The sequence below is a fragment of the Paenibacillus odorifer genome (genome assembly GCF_000758725.1).
Lineage (GTDB): Bacteria > Bacillota > Bacilli > Paenibacillales > Paenibacillaceae > Paenibacillus_AQ > Paenibacillus_AQ odorifer.
The window spans coordinates 1,670,605-1,686,751 of sequence record NZ_CP009428.1 but is presented as its reverse complement, the minus strand read 5'-3'; the positions used below and the strand labels follow the sequence as shown (position 1 = coordinate 1,686,751).

Annotated in this window: 10 protein-coding genes; 2 read left to right on the top strand and 8 right to left on the bottom strand. The window is 43.0% G+C overall.

The window, feature by feature from the left end; translation table 11 throughout:
• Positions 1–144: 144 nt before the first annotated feature.
• Together PODO_RS07155 and PODO_RS07150 are read right to left on the bottom strand one after the other, a co-directional pair.
• Positions 145–4,722, bottom strand: coding sequence for a glycoside hydrolase family 10 protein (locus PODO_RS07155; protein ID WP_038569405.1), 4,578 nt, complete (start codon positions 4,720–4,722; stop codon positions 145–147).
• A gap of 405 nt (positions 4,723–5,127) precedes the next feature.
• Entirely contained in the window at positions 5,128–6,015 is an 888-nt protein-coding gene (locus tag PODO_RS07150; RefSeq protein ID WP_038569403.1) for a LysR family transcriptional regulator, read from the bottom strand.
• A 111-nt stretch (positions 6,016–6,126) separates the two neighbouring features.
• Here PODO_RS07150 and PODO_RS07145 point away from each other — a divergent pair, with 111 nt between their 5' ends.
• Positions 6,127–7,533, top strand: coding sequence for an MFS transporter (locus PODO_RS07145; protein WP_038569402.1), 1,407 nt, complete (start codon positions 6,127–6,129; stop codon positions 7,531–7,533).
• Positions 7,534–7,877: 344 nt separating this feature from the next.
• The gene (locus tag PODO_RS07140; RefSeq protein WP_038569401.1) at positions 7,878–10,550 is read left to right on the top strand and encodes a cation-translocating P-type ATPase; all 2,673 of its coding nucleotides are present in this window, start codon (positions 7,878–7,880) and stop codon (positions 10,548–10,550) included.
• Positions 10,551–10,651: 101 nt separating this feature from the next.
• Here PODO_RS07140 and PODO_RS07135 read toward each other — a convergent pair whose 3' ends face one another.
• The 6 genes from PODO_RS07135 to PODO_RS07110 form a co-directional block, all read right to left on the bottom strand.
• A complete protein-coding gene (locus PODO_RS07135) occupies positions 10,652–10,861 on the bottom strand; it encodes a helix-turn-helix transcriptional regulator (RefSeq protein WP_036675786.1) in 210 nt (69 codons plus the stop codon).
• A gap of 1 nt (position 10,862) precedes the next feature.
• Positions 10,863–11,189, bottom strand: a complete 327-nt coding sequence (locus PODO_RS07130) for a DUF6442 family protein (protein ID WP_036675787.1) — start codon at positions 11,187–11,189, stop codon at positions 10,863–10,865.
• A gap of 129 nt (positions 11,190–11,318) precedes the next feature.
• Positions 11,319–12,407, bottom strand: coding sequence for a nucleotidyltransferase domain-containing protein (locus PODO_RS07125; RefSeq protein ID WP_244886436.1), 1,089 nt, complete (start codon positions 12,405–12,407; stop codon positions 11,319–11,321).
• Positions 12,408–12,574: 167 nt separating this feature from the next.
• Positions 12,575–13,447 (bottom strand): YitT family protein, encoded by an 873-nt coding sequence (locus tag PODO_RS07120; RefSeq protein ID WP_036675789.1) that lies wholly within the window; start codon positions 13,445–13,447, stop codon positions 12,575–12,577.
• A gap of 28 nt (positions 13,448–13,475) precedes the next feature.
• Positions 13,476–14,780 carry an alkaline phosphatase family protein gene (locus PODO_RS07115; RefSeq protein WP_052096864.1) on the bottom strand — a complete coding sequence of 435 codons (1,305 nt, stop codon included), beginning with the start codon at positions 14,778–14,780 and terminating at the stop codon, positions 13,476–13,478.
• Positions 14,777–16,036, bottom strand: coding sequence for an MFS transporter (locus PODO_RS07110; RefSeq protein WP_038569399.1), 1,260 nt, complete (start codon positions 16,034–16,036; stop codon positions 14,777–14,779). The genes PODO_RS07115 and PODO_RS07110 overlap by 4 nt, the downstream gene beginning before the upstream one ends.
• Positions 16,037–16,147: the final 111 nt, after the last annotated feature.

The window sequence follows — 16,147 nt, the reverse complement described above, 5'->3', positions numbered from 1 at the left end:
AAAAAATCGCTGCTCCTCTCCGCAGGGAGGTGAGCAGCGATGCTTAAAACAGAAGAACGCAAGGGATGGATATACACGTATTTCCGCTCTTCAGATTAAAAATGAACATGAGCCAATTCAGACTTTTTTTCTCTGCTGCCGGGACTACAGCTTCCAGATACGGTACAGGATGACTGCCGCTTCAGCACGGGTAAGCGTATCGTTCGGCGCAATTCTATTATTCTTTCCGTTTACAACTCCGGATTTGATCAACAATGATGCGCTGTCTTTTGCGTAGCTGGATATACTTGCTTCATCTAGATAAGCAGCTACAGTACCGCTCGCCTTAACTTGCTTGCGGGCTGCCGCCAGCGCGCGTGCTGTCAGCACCATCATATCTTGTCTGGAGATATTGCTATTGGGTCTGAACGTATCATCTTTAAAACCTGTAGCAATTCCCAGTTCCTTCGCGATGACCAGTTCATCATAATAATAGTCCGTCTTTTGGACATCGTTGAACATTATTGCACTTTTGCCCGTTCCCTTCAGTTCAAGTGCTCTTACGAGGAGAGCAATGAAATCCGCTCGTTTGATTGAATCTGCAGGTGAAAAGCTGTTCACCGACGTTCCTTTGATGATATCGCGAGCCGCCATAACGCCTATAGCTTGTTTAGCCCATGACAGATTCTGCAGATCTCCGAAGTCTTTCTTTACGAAGGTTACTGCATAAGTGCTGAAGTGGGTTGTTTGAAAGACAACCGTTTGGGTTGCAGCATCATATCGACCGTTCGGAACCGGCATTACGTTGCCTTTGCCATCGATGTACCAAACGACGATAAGCTCTGGATGGTTAAGCTCCTCCGCTGTCGGCACGTAAGGAATGGCTATCGTTACAGGTGCGTTAGGGTTATTCCAAGGAATAACTTTGTCACCTGCTACTAAGCTTAGACCGATAATTGGATGGTTGCCGATCATATTGCGGGTAGCTGCTTCCAAGCTGTCCGTGGTGACTTTATTTATTCGTATGGATACTTGTTCAGCACTGTCTGTTACATTGGACAACATATTGCTTGGAATTTGAATTGTGGCATTTTCCGTCTTAAGCAATAGTTCATAGTTTTCTTTCCCCATTAGACTTTGGGTCGGTAATTGTATATCATACCCTTTCGTGTCCGTTTGCTTTGGCACTTCAATGATAATTTGTTTCTTGCCGTTTGCCGCTACACTAGCCTGTTCAAGCGCTTTTTTCATGTTGTCGCTGGAGATCGTACCTATGACATACCCATTATCGGACTTTACCTCCAGTTTAATCGTAACAATACCATCTTTGTTTGTAATGGCTCCAGGTTGTGGAGTTGATACAACATTACCGGTGCTGCTACCCATTGGTGCATTTGTTGGCGCTGGCGTCACTGTTTGAACAGGTGTCGGGGTTGCCGATGGTTCCGTTGGGTTTGTTGGATCCGTTGGATCGGTTGGGTCAGTTGGGTCTGTTGGATCGGTTGGGCTCGTTGGTGTCGGTGTCGGTGCTGTTGTCGGTGTTGGGGTTGGTTCCGGACCGGCAGATTTCCCCTTTAAAGTAAGCACACCATAAACGGATGTGTCCATATACCCAGTTCCACTCGTATCGTTCCAAGCCGCGACACTTTGACGTGAGCCCTCTTTAGCATCGTTGATCTGTACATCGAAACCAAGCTTTTTATCGTTGTCCGGAGTGATCCCTTGAAGTGGAATCTTCACTTCAACCGTATAGTTTGTTCCGGAAATCTGGGTTGCCGATTCGAAGCCGGCTGCGATACTTGAAGGATTAAATGAAGTCTCGTTGTCAAAATTGACTCTGTACTGGCCATCATCATCTTGATAAAACGTCGTTTTCCCATTATTTTGGTCTACGAAGATTTCGACCGAATCCTGTTCATGTGCATTCACGCTGCTCTTATCAAGCTGCGTATCACTCACCTGGACTAGGACATATAAATATTGATCATCCCAGAGTGCTTTTGCTACTCCGCTCGCTCCTTGCCAAGCGGTTTGATACCGATTGACCGGAATCTCAGCGGTCTGGCTCCAGATCTCGTCAACTGTTCCGTCTATAACAGGTGCAGCGAATTTGGCAGTAGATTGATTGGCTTCTACTGATTCAGGCTCATGCTCTTCAATGAAGGTATCAGGATCGATAACGCCATAGTAAGCCGGCTTAGCTTGCAGATTTTTATCGAATAACAACGGATTGGATGAAGCTCTCCAGCTTGTATTATCATCCATTCCCCAGAAGGTAACACGTTTGATAGAATCAGCGTGATCCCTGAAGATATTTAACAACTGTGCATACAGATAACCCTGCGCATTAGCAAGCTTTTCAGAAAGCTGATAGTTGCTTCCGGCCTGAATGTCCAGCTCAGTTATGCTTACTTCGACACCCAAGGAAATGAACTTTTCCAAGGATAGCTTCACATTCTCTGGGTTCGTATTGATGCTGTAGTGCCCCTGCATGCCAACCCCGTCGATAAGCAATTTGCCAGGGTGAGTCAGCGCGTACCTATCATTGATTTCTTTGACCATACTGTAGATGGCCTGCGCTTTATTCTGATTGTCTTCGTTATAATCGTTGTAATAGAGCTTAATATCCCAATCTGGATGCGTGTCCAGCACTTCTCTTGCCGCCAGGAAGGCTTGCTCTACGTAATCTGCTCCAATAGCACTTTTCCATGGGGCGGAACGCAGCGCAGTTTTCCAATCTGTTGGGTTGGATGGGTTATCGCTCATCGCCTCATTTACAACATCCCAGGAGATCACCTTGTCACCAAAATGCTCCATAACGGTTTGGATATGGGTCTGCAAATTCATAAGAGCTTCATCCCGTCCCAAGGGGATCGTGTTGTTAGCTGCGTCTGTTGTTGTATTCAGCCATGCAGGCGATTGTTGATGCCATACCAACACATGTCCATGCATCTGCATGCCCTCAGCCAGTACTTTATCTACAATTGTATCTGCCGCGGTAAACGTGAAGTTGCCCTTCGTAGGCTGCAACGCGTCCGGCTTCATGGCATTACCTGCCGTAGCAACATTGTGATGCATTTTCAGAAGCTCAAGTCTGACACCTTCCAGATCCTCAGCGGTTATCGCATTTCCGATCAGAAAATCACTCTGGTAAGCATCCTTAATCGGCACAAGATCTTTTTCGATATCAACCGGGCCAGAGCCTACCTTTTCAAAATTAATATCATCGATATAAAATGAGGCCGCGCTATTACTGGAGCTTTCCACATAAATGGTCAAATACTCACTGCTTACATTGTTATAACGGTAAGTTCCCTCGAACTGAATCCAGCCATCGCTTGCGCTGATGGTTTTAGGTGCGAGCTGCACATAATTGGCGCTGCTTCCATCGCCAACCTGCGTGGACAGCTGAAGCTGCGAGCTTGCTGGCTGGATCAGCTTGACCCATAACGAAATTTTATATTCGTAGCCTTTGTCCACATACTTCTCCACACGTAATGTCGGCCCATGCCATGTACTGGTTCTTCCCTCAACCTTCAAAGCGTATGAACCACCATCCGTATGATTCGCTTCATTAGTAACCGTAAGCGTTTCAGTACCTGCTCTGCCTTCAAAACCACCTGCCGTTTGATCCTCAAAAGTAACAGTGGTAAAAGGTAAAGCTGGGTCTCTAGGTGTTTCTGGTGTTGGAGTTGGCTCTACTGTAGCCACCTTTTCTGTGACCAATACATCCCCAATGTAGAACGGAACCGTTTTCCCGTCATCGTTGGATTGAACACGCAGTGTTGTATCTTTGTCCGTATCCACGGTAAATTTTTTCGTCAAGGTGACCGCTTGGCCTGCTTCATAACTCACATTTGCCAAAAGAGCGTAGCTGCCTATCGCTTGAAGATAAGCTTGGGCACCACTAGGTACAGTCACATCAGCGTCTACATACACGGATGCAGTTACCGTGTAGGTTTTGCCGTTTTCTAGGCCCATATCGCTGAATTTAAAATCAACCGCGTCCCAGTTATTCGCTCGGTTGCTTACATATAAAGCTGCCCCGTCAGCATTGCCAGTAAAAACTTTATCGGTGACAGGGGTTAGGTTAGCGCTACCTGATTGTGAGGCTAAACCTTTGCCACTCGCAAAAGTTTCGTGATAGATTTCTTTATCCGTTTCCGTCACTGCTTTTTTTGCTGTAATGAGGAGCTCCCCAATGTAGAACGGAACCGTTTTCCCGTCATCGTTGGATTGAACACGCAGCGTTGTATCTTTGTCCGTATCCACGGTAAATTCTTTCGTCAAGGTGACCGCTTGGCCTGCTTCATAATTCACATTTGCCAAAAGAGCGTAGCTGCCTATCGCTTGAAGATAAGCTTTGGCACCGCTAGGTACAATCACATCAGCGTCTACATACACGGATGCAGTTACCGTGTAGGTTTTGCCGTTTTCTAGGCCCATATCGCTGAATTTAAAATCAGCCGCGTCCCAGTTATTCGCTCGGTTGCTTACATATAAAGCTGCGCCGTCAGCATTGCCAGTAAAAACTTTATCAGTCACAGGTGTAAGGCTAGCACTGCCTGCTTGAGCTGCAATACCCTTGCCACTCGCAAAAGTTTCGTGATATACCGTTACCGTATCTGATGATACTGTCGTATCCTGCGCCGCAGCTTCAGTAACCGGAGCGATCCAGCTTGTCGGAATAAGCAAGGCAGCTGCGAGTAAAATCGAGATTACTTGTTTAAGCATTCTACTCATTTAATGCATTCCTCCTCTAGTGATTTTCATACAAATCAGTTAATGACCTACCTTATTAGCACCAGCCCTATATTCCCACGCTAATTTCTTTACCTGCTAAATCCTCAATTTCAACAGTGGCACAATCATTCCGAAGAGCAGTAGAACATCATCACAAATGAATCTTTTTACTTACAGACCCCCTCCTTTTATGTAAACGCTTTCATGTGTACTCACACTATTTTACAGCCTCGCTGCTACGCACTACTACGCTAATATTAAAGGTGTTACCCCCCATAATTATAGGAAAACGTATGTATGATTAAAGATTCTACGTATTTAACCCAAAAGAAAACCCCACTTACGGACCGTTGAACGTAACGGAAGGTAACGGGGACTTGGTTTGTTATTTGTTCTGCGGCGTAATTAAATTGTCTGTTTGGATAACGCTCCAAAATATTCTACAACTACCTCCCGAAATTCCAAAGCAGCCTGAGAAATGTACCGGCTCCTGTGCCACAATAGAGCTATCTCCCTTTCCAATTCGTGATTCTCTACTTGGAGGTATTGGATATCTTCCCGTGAATTCCGTGCCGTGCTTGGTATGAAAGCTAAGCCAATTTCAGCTTCCACAAGAGTGCTAAGCCTTGCAGGTTCATCCCCCTCATACACATATTTAGGCACAAATCCAACCGATTTGCATACAGAGTCTATTAAATCGCGAGTACCATAGCCACTCTTTACACCAACAAACCATTCATCCCTTAGCTCTGTCAAAGATACGCTGCTTCGATTAGCCAGCCGATGCCCCTTTGGAACAGCCACAAGAATCGGATCGATAAAGACGATTTGACATTCGATGTCATCCCCTTTTATTGGAGGTGAGGATAAGCAATAATCAACCTCTCCTCTATTAAGAAGTGTAACCATTTCCTGCGTGGTCAACATTTGCACATGGTATTGAATATCAGGCCGCTTTTTCCGAAACTCTCGCAGGATATTGGGTAATGTGCTTGCGGTCGTCACCGCTAATTCGAGTGTGCCATGTTCAGGACTGGATAAATCGCTAAGCTCCTGTTTTCCCTGCTCCAATTCAAATAATGCCCTTTCAGCTCGGCGAAGGAACCGGCTTCCGGACTCATTCAGTCGCAGCTTTCTTCCTACCCGATCGAATAAAGGTACCCCCAGATCCTCCTCCAAACGCTGAATCGTTTTGCTTAGTGAAGATTGAGTAACGTGTAGATTTCGTGCAGCTTCAGTCATATGTTCCAACCGAGCTACCGCGAGAAAATATTGCAGTTGCAGAAGTTCCATTTCGCACCTCCATTCATTCCCTCAAGTCAATGAGATCATAACATAAAATGCGTTGGAATGAATAATCGATTTCAAGTACGATGACATTAATAAGCTTTAGGGGGATTTAAAATGAGTGTTCGCAACAGGTGGTTAATGATTTCAGTAGGTCTGGGGATTTTATTGAACCCTTTAAATTCTTCGATGGTGTCTGTGGCTATTCCAAGGCTGCAAAATGTATTCCAGCTTGACTATACAGGTGTTTCCTGGATTATTTTTTCTTTTTACATTGCAAGCAGCATCGCTCAACCTGTCATGGGAAAGGCCAGCGATTTATTCGGCCGGAGGAAAATATTTCTTACCGGGCTTGTCGTATCCTTCATTGCAGGTTTATTAGCTCCTCTCTCCCCAAACTTTGGCTGTCTCATCGTGTTCCGTATTGTGCAAGCCATTGGAACTAGCATGATGGTTGCCGTTGGAATGGCCATTGTGCGGATTCATATTACGGAGAAACAAGCGACCGCACTGTCTGTTTTATCCATCTTCCTATCCGGCGCGGCAGCAATTGGACCCTTTATTGGCGGGGTTATTATTCACTGGTGGGACTGGCCAGCTATCTTTTTCGTCAATATTCCATTCGTGGTGGCGAGCTTTCTATTATCTTGGAGGCATATCCCCAAGCACGAACCGTCAACAACCATTACCCGGGGAATGTCCCTGCGCAAATGGTTTGATTTGATTGACGCGTCAGGAATCCTGCTCTTCACTGTGGGGCTGGTTGGCGTGCTCCTTGGATTGCTTTCAGCAAAATCATCCGGACATATCTCATTAATACATGTCATTACCTTGCTATCAGGACTCATTCTGCTGGGGGCATTCGTCCGGCATGAGCTAAAAGCGGCGTCACCCTTTATTCCTTTACGTACATTTGCCAAATATCCGGCAATGACTTGGGTTAATGTTGAATTCATGCTCGTTAATGTACTTTTTTACTCACTCTTTTTCGGGATTCCATCCTACTTGCAAATGGTACGTCATGTCAGTGAATTCCAAACTGGGATTCTCATGCTAACGCTGGGATTATGCTCGCTGGTTACTGCTCCAATAGCAGGACGCTGGATCGATAGATCAGGACCCCGGCCAGCATTGCTGGTGTCCGGGGTCCTGATGACATTGGGATCAGTGTGGCTTGTGACCTTAAATCAGACTTCACCGGTGATCAGTGTATGTGTGGCTTTAGCTGCATTTGGTATTAGCAACGGATTGAACAATGTCGGCCTGCAAGCAGCCTTGTTCCAAAGTTCTCCAAAAGAAATCATCGGTGTAGCCTCCGGATTATTTAATACATCGAGATACCTGGGAACCATTCTCTCTTCATTGTTAATAGGTATCATAATGGGAGGTAAGTTTAGCTTCGCGGGATTTCAAGTCCTTGGGGTTATCCTCACGATAATTGCATTGTCTTTGGTATTCATGAGTCGGAAGCACCGTGAATCAGGGCAATTGCAGGAGTCGGCTAATTCGGGCGCTAGCAAATAGGAAAGGGCAGACAAACAAGACCTGTCATCAGACAGGTCTTGTTTTGTTCTTTTAATGCGTAGCCTCAACCCTTTATGAGTTTTATTTAACTCTTCAAGGTGGGGATAAACTCGATTCATAAATAGGATAATAAATAAAGCGCCCATAGTAAACTTGTGCTCGGTGAGCCAAAAACATAATGAAGAAACCAGATTTACATATATTTTTCCGTCCAATTTCAAGCTCAAAAGACACATTTATAATGTAAAAACAGTTTATGCAGCTCGATATTTTGAAACTTGTCCCGGCTTGAACCGTAATTTTTAAGAACAAAGACACAGCACAGCAGAGAGGAGCTATCATTAGTGGAATATTACCGCAACAATGTAGCCGACAGTTTACAGGATGTTCAGAGTTCAGCTAACGGGCTTACTTCGGCAGAAGTCGACAATCGTCTAAAAGATTATGGTTTTAACGAATTAAAAGGAAAGAAAAAAGATCCTGTTTGGAAGCTTTTTCTTGAAAACTTCAAAGACCCTATGGTAGTCGTACTGCTTATAGCCGCCATTGTCCAGATTGTTATGGGACAAGTTATGGAGTCGCTTATTATTTTCCTCGTGTTGATTCTCAATGCAGTTATAAGTGTCATCCAGACCCGTAAAGCGGAGAGTTCACTGGATGCCTTGCAGCAGATGTCAGCCCCCGAGGCCAAAGTGCTGCGTGATGGAGAATTAAAAACCGTCCCGGCAAGGGAACTTGTACGCGGTGATATCGTCTGGCTGGAAGCCGGCGATTTTGTACCCGCCGATGGCCGGATTATAGAATCGGAAAGCTTAAAAATAAATGAGGGTATGCTAACCGGAGAATCCGAAGCTGTGGAAAAGCATACAAATATCATCGCGAAAGAATCTCCGCTTGGAGACCGGCGTAATATGGCGTTCAGCGGTTCACTAGTTGTATATGGCCGCGGAACGCTAGTAGTAACGGGAACTGCACTCACTACCGAAATCGGAAAAATTGCTGAACTCATTGAAAGCGCCGAAGCCAAGCAAACGCCGCTGCAGCGCAAGCTCGAAACATTCAGCAAGCAGCTGGGGGTAGCAATTATACTCCTGTCCATTGTAATCTTTGCCATCCAGGCCGGACGTGTTTGGTTATCGAATGAGACTGTGGATACAACAGAAGCTATCCTGAATGCGTTAATGTTTGCAGTCGCTGTGGCGGTTGCTGCGATTCCCGAAGCTCTTTCCTCAATAGTAACTATTGTCCTATCCGTAGGTACTAATAAGATGGCTAAGCAACATGCGATTATTCGTAAGCTACCCGCTGTCGAAGCCCTTGGGTCAACCAGTGTCATCTGTACAGATAAAACCGGTACCCTCACCCAGAATAAAATGACTGTTGTAGATTACTTTCTACCAGAAGGTGACCGTGATCAATTCAATCAAGCGCCTGAAGAATGGTCTGAAGAAGCCCGGCGGCTCCTGCATATTGCCGTGCTCTGCAACGACTCTAACATTAATGAGGATGGTAAAGAGCTGGGTGATCCTACAGAGGTAGCACTTATTGCCTTCAGCAACAGCAAGAATAAAGATTATAAGGAAATACGCGATAATTTCCCTCGCGAAGCCGAACTACCTTTTGACTCGGATCGCAAGCTGATGACGACCTTGCATACTTTTAACGGACAAAAAGCAATGATTACTAAAGGTGGACCCGATGTGCTCTTTGGTCTATGCTCGCATGTACTGTTAAGTGGAAAAGAAGTGCCGATGACACCAGAAGTTCTTGAACGCTTCTTCGAAGCCAATGAGGAGTTCTCCAGCAGAGCACTCCGTGTACTTGCCTATGCCTACAAAACCGTACCAAATACAGTTACTGAAGTCGGATTGGAGGATGAACAAAATCTAGTGCTCGTAGGTTTGACAGCTATGATTGATCCACCTCGGGAAGCTGTCTACGGCGCGATCGCAGAGTCTCAGAAGGCTGGAATCCGAACCATCATGATTACCGGTGATCATAAGACAACCGCACAAGCGATCGGCCGCGATATCGGTCTGATGACTGAGAATGAAATTGCCGTAACCGGCCAAGAACTCGATGCCATGTCTGACGAGGAACTTGATCAAAAACTTGAACAGATCGGTGTCTACGCCCGTGTCTCTCCGGAGAACAAGATCAGAATTGTCCGCGCGTGGCAGCGGAAAGGCAAAATAACAGCCATGACCGGTGATGGTGTAAATGACGCGCCTGCTTTGAAACAAGCAGATATCGGAGTTGCCATGGGCAGTGGAACCGATGTTGCCAAAGATGCGGCTGCCATGATTTTGACCGATGATAATTTTGTATCCATTGTCAATGCTGTATCTGTGGGCAGAACGGTATTTGACAATATTAAAAAAGCGATCGCCTATTTGTTCTCAGGTAACCTGGGTGCAATTATCGCCATCCTATTTGCCCTTATTTTCAACTGGATTAATCCTTTCACAGCGATTCAGCTTCTATTCATCAATCTGGCGAATGATTCTCTGCCCGCCATTGCTCTCGGGATGGAAAAACCTGAACCTAATGTGATGAATAGAAAACCAAGAGAGCTCAAGGAAGGAATATTCGCAGGAGGAATGATGCAGGCCATTGTCACTCGTGGTCTACTCATAGGTATAGCTGTTATCATATCCCTGTATATCGGACTTCAGGATTCACCTGATATGGGCGTAGCTATGGCATTCACAACCCTGATCTTGTCTCGTACATTGCAGACCTTTGCCGCCCGTTCGAACAGTCAAACTGCTATTGAAGCTGGCCTTTTCAGCAACAAATACGTCATCGGAGCCGTTCTGGTCTGCTTTGCCTTTTACGGCATTGCGGTTCTGCCAGGAGTTAGAGAAATCTTCTCGATTCCGGCTTCATTTGGAATGTCAGAGTGGCTGATTGCAGCAGGCTTAGCCCTCGGCTCCCTCATCCTAATGGAATTAACGAAGGTTGTTCGAAGAGCTTTTACACCCAAATCTGTTGAACAGAACCCTGTAAATTCCTGAGTAAGCTATAATTGACTAAAAAAAAAACAGCGATCTCCAATGATGGAGTATCGCTGTTTTTCTGACATCTAGAGTTAAACCCAGAAAAGCTTCTGTTGATTTTAATCAAAATAAAATAATTCTTCGAATTTTTTATCCAACGCAATACATAAAATCAAAGCTAATTTTGCAGTAGGGTTAAACTGTCCGGTTTCAATCGAGCTTATAGTATTTCTTGAGACACCCACCATTTCTGCCAATTGTGCTTGCGATAATTTTTGTTCCGTTCTTGCTTCGCGCAGTTTATTTTTTAAAACCAAAGGTTCACTCATACTAATCACTCATCCCATAAAAGTAAATAAACAAAAACGAAACACTTATAATTAATCCTAAAATGAAATTGAGTAAATGCATCTTTTTCTTAGTTACAGAATACATCCCAAGACCTTCACAGCTCAAATATCCAAAAAACATGGCTATCAAGGCTTTTAATGCAAGATTTGTTTCTTGACTATGATTATATAAACTGAAGACACTCAGAATGCAAAATACAATCAACATTCCAATGAATCCGCTTTTTCTGCCTTTAGCAAATACAAATTCTTTTCCTTCGTCTCCTTTTTCATTTCTGCTTTTTTCTAATATTTCTTCCTTTTTCATAAAAATTTCTCCTTTCAAATTGAAAAGATGATGACAAGTTTTCTTGTCATCATTATTATAATACGCCAAGTTTTCTTGTCAAATAAAAAATAGCTCACTCCAATCCAAAGATTGGTAGTGGGCTATTTTCTATACCTTCATATATTGGTTATATAATTGCTCGAAAGTATTGTATCGTTCGACTTTCCTGCCTACCTTGTTATATTCCTCCAGATATTCATCCATGACCTTCAGAAACTCATTTTTAAAGACTTGAAGATGGTCAGAATCAAAATACTGCATGATATCAAACTTTTTAGTTCCCTTCCATTCTGTCATTTCATCAAGAAAACCTTGTATGCCCATTGCTGCAAGATACGCATACGATCTATCACCCGATTCTACACTTGCTATAATCTTATTGCGGTAGTTGCACCATAATTCCTCATAAGTTCCGCCAAGATTATCATAGCTTGGGACAGGCTGCACTACAAAATCCTTATACATTTTATTATATAAATCATTGATGTTTTTAAGTGCCTTATATACTGCACTTCTGATTTCATCGATAGTCTTCGCCTCTATCACAGCCATATATGTCTTTTCAAAATCATCAGGAACATAACGGTACGTAGCTATTTCCTCCAAATATCTCTTAATTCCCCGTTTGAAATAAGTATTGTTCAAATGAGTTAGCGCATTTAACAAATTGTATAAAACTTCGCTTGAATCATACCTTACTGCTCCTATATCTTCAGAAAGTAATGTATTCGCATATTCCTGTTTTGCTATGTCTATACACTTTTTCGCTCTACTGATACATTCTCTCCCTATAGGCATGGCCAGAGCATCGAGTGCTCTCTGTTTATATAAATTTAGCTTTTCCAAATATTCGGGTTTTGCACAGTATAACACCTGTAAATCCACCAGACATGAAATCATTGGACTCTCGAGATTGGCTTGATCTTCTATCCTTGTTTCCCATGGCGTACAATATAGATCGTATCCAATATCATCCAAAATAAAACACGAAGATATCCCCCAGCCTTGCTCTGTGTTATTAATTATGATTAGATCAAGATCGCTTTTTTCATGAAAATCCCCAGTACTAAAAGAACCTGTAAGCCCTATAATTGCAATATCATCAGAAAAATCTCTCTTAGCCCGTTCAATGACCATGCTAATAAGCTTTTCATTTTTGATTAAAATCTTGTCTTTATGAACAGCATCCATATCCATGTCCCCTCTCCAACCTTATTAATTCTATTGTATAAGCATGTTGTTAAAGTAGGTATTCCGACTTTAATTATATTAAATCTATACCAAGCCTTTCCTCTCCTTCAAAGAAAACAAAAAACGCGCTGGCAAGAGCATAATTAGCTTCTCTCCAACGCGATTTATAGTCATTAGTGAATATTTTTCTTTTTGAAACTGCCGCCCTTAACTTCTGCAACATCGTAGACTACTACAAAAGCATTCGGGTCAATTTCACGAATAATATCTTTTATTTTACTTTCTTCCAGACGGTTAATGACACAAGTGATTTCTTTGAATTGTTCATTTGAGTAGCCGCCATAAGCATCTGTATAAGTTGCTCCACGACCCAATCGGTCACGAATAGTCTCGACCATGATTTCCGGTTGAATAGTGATGATTTTAAACGTTTTAGAGCCACTCAAACCTTCTTCAATAATATGAATGACCTTAGAAGCAATAAAATAAGCAAGTGCTGATAGAATAGCCCCTTGTAGGCCAAATACTGTTGAAACAACAATAAATACAAACATGTTTAGAAATAAGATTAAATCACTGGTCCCAAAAGGTAATTTTCGTGAAAGTAAGACAGCTAACATATCTATCCCATCTAATGCTCCACCATTACGTAAGGCTAACCCCATACCAAAACCGATAATAATCCCGCCAACAACGGTAATTAATAAGGTATCACCTTCTATAATCGTCGGTACATGATGCATAAGACTAGTGCCAATAGCCAGTGAAGCAATACCGATAACGGAATAAAGAGCAAAGCTTTTACCAATTTGCTTATATCCTAGCCACACAAAAGGGATATTAATTATGCCAATTAGCAGCCCTAGCGGTAAGCCAAACAGTTCAGAGCCAACGATGCTTAGACCTGTGACACCTCCATCTGAGACATTGTTGGGTATCAATACAGATTCTAGACCATAGGCAGCTATTAGCGCCCCAATAATAATCATGAATACTTTTGAGAATATCTTGAGTTTATTTGATTTCTGTTTTCGCGTTTCAATCATTGAATTTCTCCGTTTCACATTGCTTAATTTAGTCCATAAAAATTTCCTCTAAAGGTCTTCCGTCACCTGGATTAAAATCAATCCCTAAAATCTTTGCCATCGTGGGGGCTATATCTACCATTTCGATGTCCCCTATAGGATGCCCATTTCTAATCTTTTCCCCAGAGACAACCAAGTTGCATCTATAGCCGTCTTTATCAGGAGAATAGCCATGCGTGGCAAATTTAACGCCTTGTTTGTCCAAATCAACAATCGTTGGTTCATTCATACTTTCGTCGAAACAATAACCTCTCTTAGCCTCAAGCATATACTTTGTGGTTTGGCCCACATGAAAATAATCCAGTTCATCTCTAGCATACAATTTCTCTATACCTGAGGATTCATCTCTCATATGATCTCCAATAACAGCTAATGCTATTTGCTCAGCTTCTTCATCACCCTGCCGGATATGCAAGTAAGCCGCTCCACCCCCACACTGTAGGTAAGCTCTCCACTTCATTTCGCCGTTCTCTTCATAGATCAGGCCTTTTTCCTGCAAAAGGTTGTTCAAATGCACCTTGTACCTAACATTAAACTGGCCATGGTCCCCCAAAATTAAAAAAATCGTATCATCCTTTATCCCCGCTTCATCCACTGCCTGCATAATATCGCCTAACCTTTTATCCATACGTGTGATTACCTGCTTCACTTCGTCACTGTCAGTTCCATAAGCATGTTTGGCATCATCCAGATCGATCAGATGCATCATTAGAAGATTAGGTTTTTTGCGCTTAATCGTGTCTATAGCACATTTGGTCGTGAAGTCATCCAGATAGGGCTGCTCAATCCCTTGGCGGATCCGGCCATATTTCAGCTCCATATCCACGCAGTATAAGGGGCTTCCGCTTTTTAATATCTTCAGTGCCTGATTTTCGTTTTTGATGGCTCTGATTTCAGGTATATTGTATTGGATGGAGGATTTACCCGATACTGGCCATAGGATTCCGGCTGTGCTCATCTTATGCTCGCGCGCAACATCGTAAATCGTTGGCACCTTGATCGCATTTCTAAACCAGAACCAATTTTGCTCCTCTTCCTTAATAAAGGGCTGAAACGGATTGTTGTGGTGGATGCCATGCTTATCCGGATATACACCGGTTGCTATGGTCGTGTGCACTACATATGTGAGTGTCGGATACACACTTTTCAATTTATGGCTATGGGCTCCGTTTTTAATTAATTCCGCTAAGTTTGGAAGCCGGCTGGCCAATGCCCAGTGGTCTTCTGAAAAGGCATCGTAAGAGATGACGATCAAATGCTTGGCCATAGCCGTTTGTGCTTTAATTGACTTCATAGAATAAGCCCCTTAGGTTCGTCATGTTCAGGCTGCTCTTTAGGTAAAGTTATAAATACGAATAATCCAATAATAAAAAGTGGGATAATCGCTAAAATACTAAATTTAGCATTACCTGTTAAGGTTGTTGTTAAAGACATTACAGCAGGACCAACAATGGCCGCGAACTTGCCAAAAATATTGTAAAAACCAAAGAATTCATTGGAATTCTCCTTTGGAATGATCTTCGCATAATAAGACCTGCTGAGCGCCTGAATGCCTCCCTGAGCGGAACCAATTAGCGCACCTAAAATAAATATATGCCACACTGAAGTGATAAAAAAAGCCGCGATGCAGGAAATGATATATGTAACAATCCCCACGATTATCAAAGTCCTGGCGGAGTATTTTTTGGCGAGATTACCATACAGGATTGCACAAGGAAAAGCGATGATCTGGATAACTAATAATATCCCCAGTAAGGTAAAGGTGTCAAAAGCATCCGCACCCAGAACCGATGTGGCATAGGGCACCACCATTTTAATAATCGTATCTACCCCATCAATATAAAGAAAGTACGCAATTAAGAAAACAAATACAACTTTATGCTGTCTAACATTCCTAAAGGTGTCTCCCAGTCTTTTAAAACTGTTGATTACAGGTCTTGGTTCAGGCTCAATATAATATCTCTGCTTCACATCTCTGATCATGGGTATGGTCAACAGCCCCCACCAAAGGGCAGTAATGATAAACCCAATCTGATAACCGATCGACTTCTCCATCCCCATAAACAGAATCAATAGTAGGCTGATGCCAAATGGAATGACACTGGCGATATATCCATAAGCAAAACCTTTTGTGGATACCTTATCCATCCTTTCATCAGTGGTTATATCCACAAGAAAAGAGTCATAAAAAATATTGGCTCCGGCAAAACCTATAACAGACAGGATATAAAACACAATCAATAACTGCCACTGCCCGCTCGCAGGTGCAACGAATGCCAACGAAGCCGTAGCCAGCACACCTATCAAAGAGAAAAATAAGAAAAAGCGCTTTTTCTTATCTTTGTAATCTGCGATCGTGCCTAAAATCGGACTAAGGATAGCCACTAGAATACTCGCAATGGAATTAAAGTACCCTAAATCCATGCTGCTGTTAACATTTGAAAACATGCCAAATACAATAGGCAATAAAGCAGTTGTAACCGCCATCGAATAGGCCGAATTCCCACAGTCATATAAAATCCATGATTTTTCCTCTTTGCTAAGTTTCATCTAACAGCCACCTTTTCACCTATTTGTAACTGTTATATCATTTCAGCATAAGAGGCATGTTAAATGAATGTTAATTCCATCACAACTTCTTCATAAAAAAAACGACCTTTT

Bases quoted from the DNA above. Each gene is read 5' to 3' on its own strand.
- PODO_RS07135 (WP_036675786.1), bottom strand. From the start codon at position 10,861: ATGAGTGAACCTTTGGTTTTAAAAAATAAACTGCGCGAAGCAAGAACG.
- PODO_RS07150 (WP_038569403.1), bottom strand. From the start codon at position 6,015: ATGGAACTTCTGCAACTGCAATATTTTCTCGCGGTAGCTCGGTTGGAA.
- PODO_RS07125 (WP_244886436.1), bottom strand. From the start codon at position 12,407: ATGGATATGGATGCTGTTCATAAAGACAAGATTTTAATCAAAAATGAA.
- PODO_RS07155 (WP_038569405.1), bottom strand. From the start codon at position 4,722: ATGAGTAGAATGCTTAAACAAGTAATCTCGATTTTACTCGCAGCTGCC.
- PODO_RS07120 (WP_036675789.1), bottom strand. From the start codon at position 13,447: ATGATTGAAACGCGAAAACAGAAATCAAATAAACTCAAGATATTCTCA.
- PODO_RS07145 (WP_038569402.1), top strand. From the start codon at position 6,127: ATGAGTGTTCGCAACAGGTGGTTAATGATTTCAGTAGGTCTGGGGATT.
- PODO_RS07130 (WP_036675787.1), bottom strand. From the start codon at position 11,189: ATGAAAAAGGAAGAAATATTAGAAAAAAGCAGAAATGAAAAAGGAGAC.
- PODO_RS07115 (WP_052096864.1), bottom strand. From the start codon at position 14,780: ATGAAGTCAATTAAAGCACAAACGGCTATGGCCAAGCATTTGATCGTC.
- PODO_RS07110 (WP_038569399.1), bottom strand. From the start codon at position 16,036: ATGAAACTTAGCAAAGAGGAAAAATCATGGATTTTATATGACTGTGGG.